This is a genomic window from Burkholderia sp. 28_3, from assembly GCF_003253915.1.
Lineage (GTDB): Bacteria > Pseudomonadota > Gammaproteobacteria > Burkholderiales > Burkholderiaceae > Burkholderia > Burkholderia cenocepacia.
The window spans coordinates 29,379-45,053 of sequence record NZ_QKZF01000017.1; the positions used below are offsets into that span (position 1 = coordinate 29,379).

Below are 15,675 nucleotides of genomic sequence, written 5' to 3' on the forward strand. Positions count from 1 at the left end.
CGCACACACTGCCCGACCGGCACGGCCGGGCAGCGAACCGCTGGATGGCTTACTCGGCGGCGACCGGCTTGCCCGAAGCGTCCGTCACCTTCGTCTTCCACTGCTTGCGGATTTCCGTCTCGACCGTCGCCGGCAGCGAGATGTAGTCGAGGCTGTCGGCAGCCTTCTCGCCGTTCTTGAACGCCCAGCTGAAGAACTTCAGCGTTTCCGCGCCCTGCTCCGGCTTGTCCTGTTTCGCGTGCAGCAGCACGAACGTCGCACCGACGACCGGCCATGCTTCCTTGCCCGGCTGGTTCGTCAGGATCTGGTAGAACGACTTCGACCAGTTCGCGCCGGCTGCCGCGGCCTTGAACGTTTCCGTCTTCGGCTCGACCACCGTGCCCGTCGAATTCTTCAGGGCCGTGTAGGTCATGTTGTTCTTCTTCGCGTACGCCCACTCGACGTAGCCGATCGCGCCCGGCAGACGCTGCACGAAGGCCGCGACGCCGTCGTTGCCCTTGCCGCCCGTGCCCGTCGGCCAGTTGACCGTCGTGCCTTCGCCGATCTTCGACTTCCACTCGTCGTTGACCTTCGACAGGTAGTTCGTCCAGATGAAGCTCGTGCCCGAACCGTCAGCGCGGCGGACCACGGCGATGTCCGTATCCGGCAGCTTGACCTTCGGGTTCAGCGCGGCGATCGCCGGGTCGTTCCACTTCTTGATCTTGCCGAGGTAGATGTCGCCGAGCACCGGGCCCGACAGCGTCAGTTCGCCGGCCTTCACGCCCGGCACGTTGACGACCGGCACCACGCCGCCGACCACCGTCGGGAACTGGAACAGGCCTTCCTTCGCGAGCTCTTCATCCTTCAGCGGTGCGTCCGAACCGGCAAAATCGACCGTCTTCGCGACGATCTGCTTCAGGCCGCCCGACGAGCCGATGCCCTGGTAGTTGACCTTCGAACCGCCGGACTGCTGGTAGTCCGCGGCCCATTTCGTATAGATCGGCATCGCGAACGTGCTGCCTGCGCCCGTGATGTCGGCAGCGTGGGCGGCGACGGCGAAAAGCGCGCCAGCCAGGCCGGCAATCGCGGTTTGCATCAATTTCATGAGACCTCCAGTGTGTGAGCGGATGACTACGGCACCGCGAAGGTTAGGGGCTGCTCATGACGGTAATGTGACAATCGATGAAACTGGCGTGACAGTAACATGACTGGTTGAAAGGGAGTATCGGGTGGCGCGTCGGGGCGCCGGAGCGGCGCTGGCGGCAAGAATTGCCTGCCTCGGAGGGACGGGGTGAACGCCCGTTTTCAAGGGCGTGCGCGCGCATCGTAGCGCAGGGTCGGCCGGAGGGGGAGCCCGGTCCGGCGGCAGGCGTGATTCCGGGGTCGGATGCCTGAATTGATCGGAAGAATGCGTTTGGCGAAGGACCCTTCTATTAGGTGTCGCAAACCTTTGCGTCCGACAAAACCGCGGCGCCCGAGGGCGCCGCATGCACATTCACCGAAAACGGGCGCGCAAGCGGCCGGGCCGCCGCGCGCCCTGTCCCGGTCAGGTCGTCGCCGCCCGCACCGCGTCGGCGATCGTCTCCGCATGGCGCACCGCGTCGGCCGCCTGCTGCGCCTCGACCATCACGCGCAGCACGGGCTCCGTGCCCGATGCGCGGATCAGCACGCGGCCGCTGCCGGCAAGCGCGGCTTCGGCTGCGTCGATCGCCGCGCGAATCGACGCGCTGCCCTTCCAGTCGGCGCCCGGCTTCATCCGCACGTTGATCAGCTTCTGCGGGAACAGCGTGACGCCGTCGAGCATCTGCGCGAGCGTACGGCCGCTGCGCTTGAGCGCGGCCAGCACCAGCAGCGCCGACACGATGCCGTCGCCGGTCGAATGCCGGTCGAGCGACAGGATGTGGCCCGACCCTTCCGCGCCGAGCTGCCAGCCATGCTCGCGCAACTGCTCGAGCACGTAGCGGTCGCCAACCGCCGCACGGACGAACTTCACGCCCTCGCGCTGCAGCGCGACTTCGACGGCGAGGTTGGTCATCAGCGTGCCGACCGCGCCTTCGACCTTGCCGTCGGTGACGATGCGGTCCTTCACCAGCACGTAGAGCAGCTCGTCGCCGTTGTACAGGCGGCCGGCCGCGTCGACGACCTGCAGGCGATCGGCGTCGCCGTCGAGCGCGATGCCGAGATCGGCGTGGTTCGCCCGCACCGCGCGCACCAGCGCGTCCGGCGCGGTCGCGCCGACGCCGTCGTTGATGTTGAAGCCGTTCGGCGCGACGCCGATCGGAATGACGTCAGCGCCGAGTTCGTGAAACACGTGCGGCGCGATCTGGTACGCGGCGCCGTGTGCGCAATCGATCACGAGCTTCAGTCCGCGCAGGTTGAACGCGGCCGGGAACGTGCTCTTGCAGAATTCGATGTAGCGGCCGGCTGCGTCGTCGAGGCGGCGCGCCTTGCCGAGCCCGTCGGACGCCGCGCATTCGAGCGGCTTGTCGAGCCACGCTTCGATCGCGGCTTCGGTGTCGTCCGGCAGCTTGTTGCCGTCAGCCGAGAAAAACTTGATCCCGTTGTCGTGATACGGGTTGTGCGACGCGCTGATCACGACACCGGCCGACAGGCGCAGCGCACGCGTCAGGTACGCGACGCCGGGCGTCGGCATCGGGCCGGCCAGCATCACGTCGACGCCGGCTGCCGAGAAGCCGGCCTCGAGCGCGGCTTCGAGCATGTAGCCCGACACGCGCGTGTCCTTGCCGATCAGCACGGTCGGACGCGAGCCTGCCGCGACGTCGGCCGAGCCGGCCAGTACCTTGCCGGCCGCATAACCGAGACGCAATACGAAATCCGGCGTGATGGGCGCGTCGCCCACCGTGCCGCGAATACCGTCCGTGCCGAAATATCGACGTCCCATGGGGTCCTTCCTCCTTCGTTTTCTGACTTATCGTTGCCGCGCGGCTGCGCGCACGGCGTTCCAGACGCTGAGTGCATCGACCGTCGCCGCGACATCGTGCACGCGCACGATCGCGGCGCCACGCTCGACAGCGCACAACGCGGCCGCCACGCTCGCCGCGACGCGCTCGAGCGGCGGCTTGCCGCCGATCACCGCGCCGAGCATCGACTTGCGCGACATGCCCGCGAGAATCGGGTAGGCGCGCCCGTCGGGCCGCGCGGGCGCCGTGTCCGGCAACGCGGCCAGCAGCGCATAGTTGTCGTCGACGACCGCCTTGCCGAACCCGAAGCCGGGATCGACGCAGATGCGCTCCGCCGCCACGCCGGCGTCGCGCAACGCCTGCGCGCGCGCGGCGAGAAAATCGCGCACGTCGGTCACGACGTCGCCGTAGTCGGGCTCGCCGACCTGCATCGTCTGCGGCTCGCCGAGCATGTGCATCGCGCACAGGCCGCTGTTGCCGTCGCGCACCGCGTCGATCGCGCCCGGTTGGCGGAACCCCCAGATGTCGTTGATCAGGTCCGCGCCGGCGGCCAGCGCCGCGCGCATCACGGCCGGCTTGTAGGTATCGATCGACAGCGGCACGTTCAGCGGCCGCAGCGCCTCCACGAGCGGGATCACGCGCGCGAGCTCTTCGTCGAGCGGCACGGGCGGCGCACCGGGGCGCGTCGATTCGCCGCCGATATCGAGCAGGTCGGCGCCTTCGGCAATCATCCGCTCGGCCCGGCGCAGCGCATCGTCGCGCGCGAGGAAGCGGCCGCCGTCGGAGAACGAATCGGGCGTGGCGTTGAGGATGCCCATCACGAGCGGGCGTTCGAACGTCAGTTCGAAGCGGCCGCACTGGAGCGGCGCGGGAAGGAACGGGGACACTGCGGAGTCGGACACGAGCAACGGATGTGGATGAATGCAAAACGGGCCGGTGTGAAGCCACACCAGCCCGTGAACGGCGTTAAAGCGGAGATTATGCCGCCGGCGTGGCCGGCGCCGGCGCGTTGCCGGGTTTCACCTCGGCGCTGCTGCCGCCGCCCGACGAATCGCCGCCGACAGCCGGCGAACTCTTCGGCGAGCGCGGCGGACGGCCTTCCATGATGTCGTTGATCTGATCGGCGTCGATCGTCTCCCACTCCATCAGTGCGGCCGTCATCGCTTCGACCTTGTCGCGGTTCTCTTCGAGCAGGCGGCGCGCGAGGCCGTACTGTTCGTCGAGCACGCGGCGGATTTCCGAGTCGACCTTCTGCTGCGTCGCTTCCGAGATCGTGCGCGTGAAGCCCCGGCCAAACGGCGACGCATCGTTCTCGTCGTCGACATAGACCATCGGCCCGAGCGCGTCGGTCATGCCGAACCGGGCGACCATTGCACGCGCCGTCTGCGTGGCCTTGTTGAAATCGTCCGATGCGCCGGTGCTGACCAGGTTCATGAACAGCTCTTCGGCCACCCGGCCACCGAACAGGATCGCGAGGCGGTCCAGCAGGTAATCCTTCGAATACGTCTCGTTGTCATGCTCCGGCAACTGCCACGTCACGCCCAGCGCGCGACCGCGCGGGATGATCGTGACCTTGTGCACCGGGTCGGCCTTCGGCAGCAGCTTCGCGATCACCGCGTGGCCCGACTCGTGATAGGCGGTTGCGCGCTTCGCTTCCTCGCGGATCACGGCCGACTTGCGCTCCGGACCCATGAAGATCTTGTCCTTCGCGTCCTCGAAGTCCTGCATCTCGACGATGCGCTTGCCACGACGTGCGGCGAACAGCGCGGCCTCGTTCACGAGGTTCGCGAGATCGGCGCCCGAGAAGCCCGGCGTGCCGCGTGCGATGACTGCCGCGTCGACGTCGTTCGCGATCGGCACCTTGCGCAGGTGCACGCGCATGATCTGCTCGCGGCCGCGGATATCCGGCAGGCCGACATAGACCTGGCGGTCGAAACGACCCGGACGCAGCAGCGCCTTATCGAGCACGTCGGAACGGTTGGTGGCGGCAATCACGATCACGCCGGAATTCGCCTCGAAGCCGTCCATCTCGACGAGCATCTGGTTCAGCGTCTGCTCGCGCTCGTCGTTGCCGCCGCCCATGCCGGCGCCGCGATGACGGCCGACCGCGTCGATTTCGTCGATGAACACGATGCACGGCGCATGCTTCTTCGCCTGCTCGAACATGTCGCGCACACGGGCCGCGCCGACGCCGACGAACATTTCGACGAAGTCCGAACCCGAGATGCTGAAGAACGGCACCTTCGCTTCACCCGCGATCGCGCGGGCGAGCAGCGTCTTGCCGGTACCCGGAGGGCCGACCAGCAGCACGCCGCGCGGAATGCGACCGCCCAGTTTCTGGAATTTCTGCGGATCGCGCAGGAAGTCGACGAGCTCGGACACTTCTTCCTTCGCTTCGTCGCAGCCCGCGACGTCGGAGAAGTTCACCGCGTTGTTGTTTTCGTCGATCAGCCGCGCACGCGATTTCCCGAACGAGAATGCGCCGCCTTTGCCGCCCCCCTGCATCTGCCTCATCATGTAGAACCAGAACACGATGATCAGGATCGTCGGCCCGAGGTAGTACAGCGCGGACATCAGCGCGTTCGGCTCGTCGTCAGCCTTGCCGCTGACCTGCACGCCGTACTTCATCAGATCGCCGACCATCCAGATGTCGCCGGGCGACACGATCTGGTATTTCTGGCCATCAGCCGGAGTGACGGTGAGGTTGCGCCCCTGAACGATGACGTTCTTGACCTTGCCGTTCTTGGCGTCGTCCATGAACTGCGAATAGGACACGCCTTCCTGGACGCGGGGCTTGTCGAACTGCTTGAACACCGTAAACAGCACCAGTGCGATCACCAGCCACACCGCTGCCTTCGAAAACATATTGTTGTTCAAAGCACCACTCCTTCACTCGTAGACGAGCGCCTACATTTTCCTTGCGGCGCCCCTCGGTCATTCTAATCCAGTCCGACCACCCCCGCCATAAGCATTGACAACCGGGGCGATAGCGCTTCGCTTGTCTGGCAAGGGCCGGAGCCCGTTTGCGGCACCGCACTCCGCATCAGCGCGGATGCTTCAGCTGCCGACCCAAAATGAACGTTTCGGACGATTTGTCGCGGGATGCCTTGGGCTTGCGCGGCGCGACAACCTTAAACTGCTGTTTGAATTTCTCGACGATCTGGCTGTAGCCGCTGCCGTGAAAGCACTTCACGAGCAGCGCACCGTCCGGCTTCAGATGGTTCTGCGCGAATTCGAGCGCCAGATCGCAGAGATGCTCGATGCGCGCCGCGTCCGCCGAGGCCACGCCAGAGAGGTTGGGGGCCATGTCGGAAATAACAAGGTCCACCGCGCGGCCTTCGAGCACTTCTTCGAGCTGGTGAAGGACGTCGTCCTCGCGGAAATCGCCCTGCAGGAAGTGGACGTCGGCGATCGGCTCCATCGGCAGGATGTCGAGCGCAACGATCGTGCCGTCGATGCCGCCTTCGCGCTCCGCGTCGCGCTTCTTGCCCTGCGCGAGCTTGTTGCGGGCATACTGGCTCCAGCTGCCCGGCGTGGCGCCGAGATCGACGATCACCTGGCCCGGACGGATCAGCTTGTCCTGCTCGTCGATTTCCTTCAGCTTGTACGCGGCGCGCGCGCGATAGCCCTCCCGCTGCGCCATTTTGACGTACGGGTCGTTGATGTGGTCGTGCAGCCAGTGCTGGTTGAAGCGGTTTTTTGCCATTCGAGAGAGAGATTGCTGCCAATTGCTTCGTGAAGCCGCGCTTTTAGCGGATAATACGCGTCTTCTTCGCGCGGCTGCGGCCCCTTTTCAGGCCCAAGCCGCGATTTTACGTGGTTTCGGCGCACGGCTGACGCGGCAACGTCCCGCGATCGCTTTTCAGCCAGCGCGCCCTTATTTAGATTTCGACATTTCCATGCCCGCCCTTTCGCTTTCTCCCGCCGAGCGCTCCGCGCTGCGCTCCCAGGCCCATGCGCTCAAGCCCGTCGTGCTGATCGGCGCCGAAGGGCTGACCGACGCCGTGCTGAAGGAAATCAAGGTGCACCTCGATGCGCACCAGCTGATCAAGATCCGCGTGTTCGGCGACGAGCGCGACACGCGCATCGCGATCTACGACGAGATCTGCGACCGCCTGAACGCGGCGCCGATTCAACACATCGGCAAGCTGCTGGTGATCTGGAAGCCCGAGGCCGCGGTTGCGGCGCCGGCCCGCGGCCGTCGTGCCGGTGCGCTGCCGAGCGCGGCAGAAGCCGCGGACGACAAGAAAGGCCGTGCACCGCGCACCGTCAAGGTCGTCAAGGTGTCGCCGAACGCGAGCCCCGTGCGCCGTCCGCGGCCGGTCAAGGTCACGGTGCGCGGCAACGAACGCGTGACGGCAGGCGGTACCGTGAAGCGCGCGAAAAAGCGCCAGGCCAGCACCAAGCGGCCGTTCCAGGACAAGTAACGCGCCGGTGCGGCACGGATTGCCGTGCCGCCCTGCCCCGTCGTTGCGCAACGCGCAGCGACGGGCGTTCAGGCGTCGCGCGCCGGCAGACGCCAGATCAGCATCAGCCCCAGCACGCTTTCGACGAGATAGAACACGCTCGAGACGCCGTGCAGCATCCCGAAGCGGCTCGCATACGGCGAATTCGCGATATCGGTGCCCGCATCCATCGCGGCCACGCGCAGCGCGTTCATGAACGGCTGCAGCGCAAAATACCCGACCAGCACGCATACGACCATCGCGGCGACGATCCAGCGCACGCGGCGATACTCGCTGCTGCCGCGCCGCACCTGCTGATTCGACAACGCGAGCAGCAGTACGCCGCACACGACGCCGAGGATCGCCTCGATGCGGAACAGCTGGGCGGCGACCGAACCGGCCGTCATCCGCTCCAGCGTCTTGAACAATACGGGCGCGACCGCATACCCGATCGTCAGCAGGCTGCCGACCCACACGGCCGACAGCAGACGGAACACGCGATGCGGCATCACGTCGCCCCGCTTCAGATGTAGCTGACCGAGATGATTTCGTACTCGCGCACGCCGCTCGGCGCCTGCACGGCCGCGACGTCGCCTTCGGACTTGCCGATCAGCGCACGCGCGATCGGCGAGCTGACCGAGATCAGGCCGTGATCGATATCGGCTTCGTCGTCGCCGACGATCTGGTACTTGACGGTGTCGCCCGACTCGAGATCCTCGAGTTCGACCGTCGCGGCGAACACCACGCGGCCATCGGCGTCGAGCACCGTGGGATCGATGATTTGCGCGGCGGACAGCTTGGATTCGAGTTCCGCGATGCGGCCCTCGATAAAGCCCTGCTTTTCCTTCGCTGCGTCGTATTCGGCGTTTTCGGACAGATCGCCCTGTGCGCGGGCCTCCGCGATCGCGTTGATCACGGCCGGCCGCTCGACGGACTTGAGGCGCTGCAATTCATCGCGCAGTTGCTCTGCGCCACGCTTTGTCAACGGAATGGTGCTCATAAACGGCTCAATCGCTAAAAACGGCTATAAAAAAAATCACCGCGATTAAGCGCGCTTCCGATGCACTGGAAACACCGCCTAATCGCGGCACGTGTTGCTTCGACAGGTAACTGACCGCTTAGTTTAGGCGAGCGTGAAGACCTTGTAAATCATAGACTTCCAGATCCTTCAGGTAGCGCAGGCCTTCGACCGCCGCGCGCGCGCCCGACATCGTCGTGTAGTACGTGACCTTGTGCGCCTGCGCGCTCATGCGGATCGAGCGCGAATCGGCGATCGCCTGGCGCGTCTCGTCGACCGTCGTGAACACGAGGGCGATCTCGCCGTTCTTGATCATGTCGACGATGTGCGGACGGCCGTCCTTCACCTTGTTCACGACCTTCACCGGCACGCCGGCCGCTTCGATCGCGGCTGCCGTCCCCTTGGTCGCGACGATCGGGTAGCCGAGGTCGTGCAGCATGCGCGCGACTTCGACGGCCTTCGGCTTGTCCGCGTCCATCACGGTCAGCAGCACCGTGCCCGACTCCGGCAGGCGCGAACCGGCCGCGAGCTGCGACTTGAACAGCGCTTCGCCGAACGTCTGGCCGACGCCCATCACCTCGCCGGTCGAGCGCATTTCGGGCCCGAGGACCGGATCGACGGTCGGGAACTTGACGAACGGGAACACAGCTTCCTTCACGCTGAAGTACGGCGGCTCGACTTCCTTCGTCACGCCCTGCTGCGCGAGCTTCTGGCCGACCATCGCGCGCGCCGCGATCTTCGCGAGCGGCAGGCTGGTCGCCTTCGACACGTACGGCACCGTGCGCGACGCGCGCGGGTTCACTTCCAGCACGTAGATGATGTCCTGCTTCGAGCCGTCCGCCTGCGGCACCTGCTGGATCGCGAACTGCACGTTCATCAGGCCGACCACGTTCAGCGCCTTCGCCATCGCGCCCGTCTGGCGCTTCAGCTCGGCCACGGTTTCCTTCGACAGCGAGTACGGCGGCAGCGAGCATGCCGAGTCGCCCGAGTGGACGCCCGCCTGCTCGATGTGCTCCATCACGCCGCCGATGAACACCGCTTCGCCGTCGCAGATGCAGTCGACGTCGCACTCGATCGCATCGTTCAGGAAGCGGTCGAGCAGCACCGGCGAATCGTTCGACACCTTCACGGCCTCGCGCATGTAGCGCTCGAGGTCGCGCGGCTCGTGGACGATTTCCATCGCGCGGCCGCCGAGCACGTACGACGGGCGCACGACCAGCGGATAGCCGATTTCGTCGGCCAGCGCGAGCGCTTCGTCTTCGGCGCGGGCGGTACGGTTCGGCGGCTGGCGCAGGCCGAGGTCCTGCAGCAGCTTCTGGAAGCGTTCGCGGTCTTCGGCCGCGTCGATCATGTCCGGCGACGTGCCGACGATCGGCACGCCGTGCGCCTCGAGGTCGAGCGCGAGCTTCAGCGGCGTCTGGCCGCCGTACTGGACGATCACGCCGACCGGCTTTTCCTTGTCGACGATCTCGAGCACGTCCTCGAGCGTCAGCGGCTCGAAGTACAGGCGGTCGGACGTGTCGTAGTCGGTCGACACCGTTTCCGGGTTGCAGTTGACCATGATCGTTTCGTAGCCGTCCTCGCGCATCGCGAGCGCCGCGTGCACGCAGCAGTAGTCGAACTCGATGCCCTGGCCGATCCGGTTCGGGCCGCCGCCCAGCACCATGATCTTCTTGTTCGTGGTCGGCTGCGCCTCGCACTCTTCCTCGTAGGTCGAGTACATGTAGGCGGTTTTCGTCGCGAACTCGGCCGCGCACGTGTCGACACGCTTGTAGACCGGGCGCACGTTCAGTTCGACGCGACGGCGGCGGACGTCTTCCGGCGTCGCGCCGAGCAGCTTCGCGAGGCGGCGGTCGGAGAAGCCGCTCTGCTTCAGGTAGCGCAGCTCGTCGAACGTCAGCGACGCGAGCGTGCGGCCCGACAGCGCCTTTTCCTTCAGGATGATCTGCTCGATCTGCTCGAGGAACCACGGGTCGATCGCGGTTTCCGCGAAGATTTCCTCGGCCGTCATGCCGATGCGGAACGCATCGCCGACGTACCAGATGCGGTCCGGGCCCGGCTCGTGGATCTCGATCGCGATCTCGTCGCGGTTGGTCGACTTCTCGTCGAGGCCGTCGACCCCGACCTCGAGGCCGCGCAGCGCCTTCTGGAACGATTCCTGGAACGTGCGGCCGATCGCCATCACTTCGCCGACCGACTTCATCTGCGTGGTCAGGCGCGAATCGGCTTCGCGGAACTTCTCGAACGCGAAACGCGGGATCTTCGTGACGACGTAGTCGATCGTCGGTTCGAACGACGCCGGCGTCTGGCCGCCGGTGATTTCGTTCTTCAGCTCGTCGAGCGTGTAGCCGACCGCCAGCTTCGCGGCGACCTTCGCGATCGGGAAGCCGGTGGCCTTCGACGCGAGCGCCGACGAACGCGACACGCGCGGATTCATCTCGATGACGACCATGCGGCCGTCCTTCGGGTTGATCGAGAACTGCACGTTCGAGCCGCCCGTGTCGACGCCGATCTCGCGCAGCACCGCGAGCGATGCGTTACGCAGGATCTGGTATTCCTTGTCGGTGAGCGTCTGCGCCGGCGCGACCGTGATCGAGTCGCCGGTGTGCACGCCCATCGGGTCGAGGTTTTCGATCGAGCAGACGATGATGCAGTTGTCGGCGCGGTCGCGCACGACTTCCATCTCGTATTCCTTCCAGCCGAGCAGCGACTCTTCGATCAGCAGCTCGCGCGTGGGCGACAGGTCGAGACCGCGCTTGCAGATCTCCTCGAACTCTTCGCGGTTGTACGCGATGCCGCCGCCCGAGCCGCCGAGCGTGAACGACGGACGGATCACGACCGGGTAGCCGCTGCCGCCGGTGGCCGCCATGATCTCGGCGTGCACCTTGGTCGCTTCTTCCATCGAGTGCGCGATGCCCGACTTCGCGGAGCCGAGACCGATCTTGGTCATCGCGTCCTTGAACTTCTGGCGGTCTTCAGCCTTGTCGATCGCTTCCGGCGACGCGCCGATCAGTTCGACGCCGAACTTCTCGAGCACGCCGTGGTGGTGCAGGTCGAGCGCGCAGTTCAGCGCGGTCTGGCCGCCCATCGTCGGCAGGATCGCATCCGGGCGCTCCTTCTCGATGATGCGTGCGACGACTTCCCACGTGATCGGCTCGATGTAGGTCACGTCGGCCGTGTTCGGGTCGGTCATGATCGTCGCCGGGTTGCTGTTGACGAGAACGACCTTGTAGCCCTCCTCACGCAACGCCTTGCAAGCCTGCGCGCCCGAATAGTCGAACTCGCACGCCTGGCCGATGATGATCGGGCCGGCGCCGATGATGAGGATGCTCTTGATGTCTGTGCGTTTTGGCATGGCTTGTGAATTCAATAAGTAATCGTTGTCGTGGGTCGGCCGGCGGCGCTCAGCTCATGGTCGCGAGCGCCAGCTTCACCGAGAAACCGATGAACAGGCCGCCCACGCTGCTCGCCGCGCCTGCCGCGAGCTTGCGGCGGCGGCGGAAATGCTCGGCGAGCCGCGCGCCCGCGAAGATCAGCGTGCTCAGGTACAGGAAGCTCGCGCATTGCGCGATTGCCCCGAGCACGACGAACGACAGCGCGGGATGCGGAAATGCCGGGTCGACGAACTGGATGAAGAACGAGATGAAGAACAGGATCGCCTTCGGATTCAGCAGGCTCACGATCAGCGCCTTGCGGAACGGACGTTCGCCGTCCACCGCCTGCGGCGCATCGACCGGTGCATCGCCGCGCGCGCGCAGCTTGCTCCACGCGCTGCGCAGCATCCCGGTGCCGATGTACAGCAGGTACGCGGCGCCGCCGTACTTGACGACGGAGAACAGCAGCGGGTTCGCCTTCAGCAGCGACGCGACGCCCGCGGCGGACAGCACCATCAGCACCGTATCGCCGACGAACACGCCGCAGGCCGCGCGGTAGCCGGCCTTCACGCCGCGCTGCGCGGCGAGCGACAGCACGTACATCGAGTTCGGCCCCGGCAGCAGGATGATGAAGATCACGCCGAACACGTAGGTCCAGATATCCGTGATGCCGAGTGCGTGGCCGAACATGATGTGAATCTCCCGTCCTTCGGTTGCGTCAGTGACTTAGGCGTTGCGCTGCTTCGCCGCATCCATCAGCGCGGTGAAACGGTCGAACAGGTAGCCGATGTCGTGCGGGCCGGGCGACGCTTCCGGGTGGCCCTGGAAGCAGAACGCCGGCTTGTCGGTCAGCTCGAAACCCTGCAGCGTGCCGTCGAACAGCGACACGTGGGTCACGCGCGCATTGGCCGGCAGCGAATCGGCGTCCACCGCGAAGCCGTGGTTCTGCGACGTGATCACGACCCGGCCGTCGCCGAGGTCCTTCACCGGATGGTTCGCGCCGTGGTGGCCCGTCTTCATCTTGAGCGTCTTCGCGCCGACCGCGAGGCCCATGATCTGGTGGCCGAGGCAGATGCCGAAGGTCGGCACGCCGCGCTCGATGAATGCCTTCGTGGCCGCGATCGCGTAATCGCACGGCTCCGGATCGCCGGGGCCGTTCGACAGGAACACGCCGTCCGGATTCAGCGCGAGCGCATCTTCCGCGCTCGCCTGCGCCGGCAGCACCGTCACATGGCAGCCGCGCTCGGCCAGCATGCGCAGGATGTTGTACTTGACGCCGAAGTCGTACGCGACGACGCGGTACTTCGGCGCTTCCTGCATGCCGTAGCCGCCTTCGAGACGCCATTCCGTCTGCTTCCACTCGAACGGCTTGGTGGTCGACACGACCTTCGCGAGATCCATGCCGGCGAGGCCCGGGAACGAGCGCGCCAGCTCGATCGCCTTCGCTTCGTCGTCGGAGCCCGTCAGGATGCAGCCGTTCTGCGCGCCCTTGTCGCGCAGGATGCGGGTCAGCTTGCGGGTATCGATGCCGGCGATCGCGACGACGCCTTCGTCGCGCAGGTAGTCGCCGAGCGTGCGGTCCATGCGGAAGTTCGATGCGAGCGTCGGCAGATCGCGGATGATCAGGCCGGCGGCATGGACTTTCGTGGCTTCGACGTCCTCGGCGTTGACGCCGACGTTGCCGATATGCGGATAGGTGAGCGTGACGATCTGGCGCGAGTAGCTCGGATCAGTCAGGATTTCCTGATAGCCGGTGATCGCGGTATTGAACACGACTTCGCCGATCGTATGGCCTTCGGCCCCGATCGAATAACCACGAAAGACCGTGCCGTCGGCGAGTGCAAGCAAGGCGGGAGAAAAAGACGGCAACACGGGAGGCTCCTTGGGGAACACCCTGCTGCCGACCTGTTTACCCTGCCGCGCGAGCGCCGCGCTGCGTGGGCGCGCGTGGTCGCTAGCTGGACGCGGCCTGCGTTGTCGAGACGCGAACCCGGCGCGTGGCGCACGAGGCTTCGCGGCATCGCCCGGCAGGCGGCGTGCGGCGGATGAACGGGATGAATGAGGTAGGCGCTAGGGTGCGAGGTTGATCAGCACAAACTTTCAAATTATAGCCTGAAAATGGGCCTATCTTCAATCGATATGGCCGTCCGATCGTGCGCGCGCCGCGCCCTGCCGCCCGGCGCGACGTGCTGCGGCCCTGTTTTCGCGGCCGCCCTGCCCGTCAGCGTACCGCCGGATCAGTGCGCTTGGCCAGCGCCGCGCGCGGGCCACACATACCAGACCGCGCTCGCGAGCTGCAGCGCGAGCAGCACGCCCCAGGCGGTGAAGTGCGCGGCGGCCGGATAACGGCCGTCGACCGCCGGCCAGTGCGACAGCACGGCGCCGACGCCGATCTGGAACGCGAAGATCAGCAGGAAGATCACGAGCGTGAGCGTCGTGTTCGCGCGGCCGATCAGATGAGCGGGAAAGTGGCCGGCCATCACCGCGTAGGTCAGGATGCCCACGCCGCCGAACACTCCGTAGGCGGCCCACAGCACGGCCGGCGGCAACGGCACGCGCGCGACGATCGCGAATTGCGTCGCGACGAACAGCGCCATGCCGATGCCGCAGGTTGCGTAGACCGACACGCCGCGCCGCTCGAGCACGCGCGCCGTCGCGCCGAAGCCGACGCAGCCGGCCATCATCGCGAAGCCGAGCACCGACACGAGGCGCGCGGCATGCGGCGCATCGAACCCGCCGACATCGCGCAGATACGGGCCGACCCACAGCGACTGCATCGCATAGAACACGCCCTGCGTGACGACGGAGAACGACGCGATCTTCCAGAACGCGCGGCTGCTCAGGATGTGCCACGTGCCCTTGAACTGGCTGACGAGCCCGCCCTGATGGCGCGCCTGCTGCGCGTCGGGCGCGCCGAAGCCGATCGATGCCGCGACGACCACCGTCAGCACCGCGAGGCCGAGACAGATCGCGCGCCAGCTCGCCCAGCCGAGCAGCCAGGTCAGCGGCGAACCGACCATCACGCCGCCGAGGCCGCCCACGGCCATCACGAGGCCGTTGACGAGCGGCAGCCGGCCGACGGGGAAATGCTGCGCGAGCGCCTTGAACGCCGCGCCGAGACACACCGATACGCCAACGCCGATCAGCAGTCGGCCGACCATCATCGTGCCGATGCCGTGCGCCGCGCCGAACACGGCCGCGCCGGCCGCCGCAAACAGCAGCATGCCGGCCGTCACGCGACGCGGGCCGAAGTGGTCGAGCATCACGCCGGCCGGAATCTGCGCCCCCGCGAAACCGAGGAAATAGAGGCTGGTGAGGAGACCGAGATCGGCGGCCGACAGGCCGAGCTCGTGCGTGACGAACGGCGCGAAGCCCAGATTGACGCCGCGGAACACATACGATACGAAATACCCTGAGAGACGTTGAGATATTTCAGAGGGGGACGAAAGATAAGTGGGAACAACCGGGATGATACGGGAAGAGTCCGGAAGGCCCCACTGAAAGAAACTTGCAGAGGATGAAAAGACAAACGGGCCGCGATTGGCCCGTTTTTTATTCGGTGAATAAGGCGCCCTGCCGCCGCGCCATCTCCTCCTGGCGCACCGTCTTCACGATCTTGTAAATCCACTGGAGGGAGACGCCGTACTTCCGGGCCAGCTCGCTGTGGTTGGCGCCGGTGAAGTCGTCGTAAATCTGGCGATCGCGCTGCGAGAGCTTGTAGGACAGGCCCATCGGGAAATAGATGTTCTGGCCGCCCCAGTGCGCGGCCATGCGGTCGGCAATCTCGCGCCCCACCTGGTCGGCCTTGTCCTTGTCGAGGCCGGCGCTCTCTTTTAGCGCCACGGCGCACTGCTCGGCCAGATCGACCAGCAGCTCCGGCCCCTTGCTCTTGAAATCGCCCTTCTGGCGATCGTCTTGGAATGCAGCTTCGGCCATGT

13 protein-coding genes are annotated in these 15,675 nt (G+C 66.1%); 1 reads left to right on the plus strand and 12 read right to left on the minus strand.

What is annotated here, in order from left to right; translation table 11 throughout:
* Nucleotides 1-49: 49 nt before the first annotated feature.
* The 5 genes from pstS to DFS13_RS28025 form a co-directional block, all read right to left on the minus strand.
* Complete coding sequence (pstS, locus tag DFS13_RS28000; protein ID WP_006490565.1) at nucleotides 50-1,084, minus strand: phosphate ABC transporter substrate-binding protein PstS; 1,035 nt, start codon at nucleotides 1,082-1,084, stop codon at nucleotides 50-52.
* Between the two features lie 441 nt (nucleotides 1,085-1,525).
* The gene (gene glmM / locus DFS13_RS28010) at nucleotides 1,526-2,881 is read right to left on the minus strand and encodes a phosphoglucosamine mutase (protein ID WP_006497611.1); all 1,356 of its coding nucleotides are present in this window, start codon (nucleotides 2,879-2,881) and stop codon (nucleotides 1,526-1,528) included.
* A 27-nt stretch (nucleotides 2,882-2,908) separates the two neighbouring features.
* Nucleotides 2,909-3,850 (minus strand): dihydropteroate synthase, encoded by a 942-nt coding sequence (gene folP, locus DFS13_RS28015; protein ID WP_006493125.1) that lies wholly within the window; start codon nucleotides 3,848-3,850, stop codon nucleotides 2,909-2,911.
* A gap of 28 nt (nucleotides 3,851-3,878) precedes the next feature.
* Nucleotides 3,879-5,777: an ATP-dependent zinc metalloprotease FtsH gene (gene ftsH, locus DFS13_RS28020; RefSeq protein ID WP_006490511.1), complete on the minus strand. Its 1,899-nt coding sequence runs from the start codon at nucleotides 5,775-5,777 to the stop codon at nucleotides 3,879-3,881.
* A 166-nt stretch (nucleotides 5,778-5,943) separates the two neighbouring features.
* On the minus strand, nucleotides 5,944-6,606 hold the full coding sequence (locus DFS13_RS28025; RefSeq protein ID WP_006476343.1) for an RlmE family RNA methyltransferase: 663 nt from the start codon (nucleotides 6,604-6,606) through the stop codon (nucleotides 5,944-5,946).
* A 193-nt stretch (nucleotides 6,607-6,799) separates the two neighbouring features.
* Between DFS13_RS28025 and DFS13_RS28030 the strand changes: the two genes are divergently transcribed.
* Nucleotides 6,800-7,327, plus strand: a complete 528-nt coding sequence (locus DFS13_RS28030; RefSeq protein WP_006490572.1) for a YhbY family RNA-binding protein — start codon at nucleotides 6,800-6,802, stop codon at nucleotides 7,325-7,327.
* A 68-nt stretch (nucleotides 7,328-7,395) separates the two neighbouring features.
* Here DFS13_RS28030 and DFS13_RS28035 read toward each other — a convergent pair whose 3' ends face one another.
* The 7 genes from DFS13_RS28035 to DFS13_RS28070 all read right to left on the minus strand — a co-directional run bounded on the left by DFS13_RS28035 (nucleotide 7,396) and on the right by DFS13_RS28070 (nucleotide 15,673).
* Nucleotides 7,396-7,854, minus strand: a complete 459-nt coding sequence (locus DFS13_RS28035) for a DUF4149 domain-containing protein (protein WP_006497614.1) — start codon at nucleotides 7,852-7,854, stop codon at nucleotides 7,396-7,398.
* Between the two features lie 14 nt (nucleotides 7,855-7,868).
* Nucleotides 7,869-8,345 carry a transcription elongation factor GreA gene (gene greA / locus DFS13_RS28040; protein WP_006476345.1) on the minus strand — a complete coding sequence of 159 codons (477 nt, stop codon included), beginning with the start codon at nucleotides 8,343-8,345 and terminating at the stop codon, nucleotides 7,869-7,871.
* 118 nt (nucleotides 8,346-8,463) lie between these two features.
* Nucleotides 8,464-11,718 carry a carbamoyl-phosphate synthase large subunit gene (gene carB / locus DFS13_RS28045; RefSeq protein WP_048989187.1) on the minus strand — a complete coding sequence of 1,085 codons (3,255 nt, stop codon included), beginning with the start codon at nucleotides 11,716-11,718 and terminating at the stop codon, nucleotides 8,464-8,466.
* A 49-nt stretch (nucleotides 11,719-11,767) separates the two neighbouring features.
* Complete coding sequence (gene leuE, locus DFS13_RS28050; protein WP_006490589.1) at nucleotides 11,768-12,427, minus strand: leucine efflux protein LeuE; 660 nt, start codon at nucleotides 12,425-12,427, stop codon at nucleotides 11,768-11,770.
* A gap of 36 nt (nucleotides 12,428-12,463) precedes the next feature.
* Nucleotides 12,464-13,609 carry a glutamine-hydrolyzing carbamoyl-phosphate synthase small subunit gene (gene carA, locus DFS13_RS28055; RefSeq protein WP_006490550.1) on the minus strand — a complete coding sequence of 382 codons (1,146 nt, stop codon included), beginning with the start codon at nucleotides 13,607-13,609 and terminating at the stop codon, nucleotides 12,464-12,466.
* Nucleotides 13,610-13,974: 365 nt separating this feature from the next.
* Nucleotides 13,975-15,210 carry a nitrate/nitrite transporter gene (locus tag DFS13_RS28065; protein ID WP_241308591.1) on the minus strand — a complete coding sequence of 412 codons (1,236 nt, stop codon included), beginning with the start codon at nucleotides 15,208-15,210 and terminating at the stop codon, nucleotides 13,975-13,977.
* Nucleotides 15,211-15,289: 79 nt separating this feature from the next.
* Nucleotides 15,290-15,673, minus strand: a complete 384-nt coding sequence (locus DFS13_RS28070; RefSeq protein WP_111442364.1) for a Mor transcription activator family protein — start codon at nucleotides 15,671-15,673, stop codon at nucleotides 15,290-15,292.
* Nucleotides 15,674-15,675: the final 2 nt, after the last annotated feature.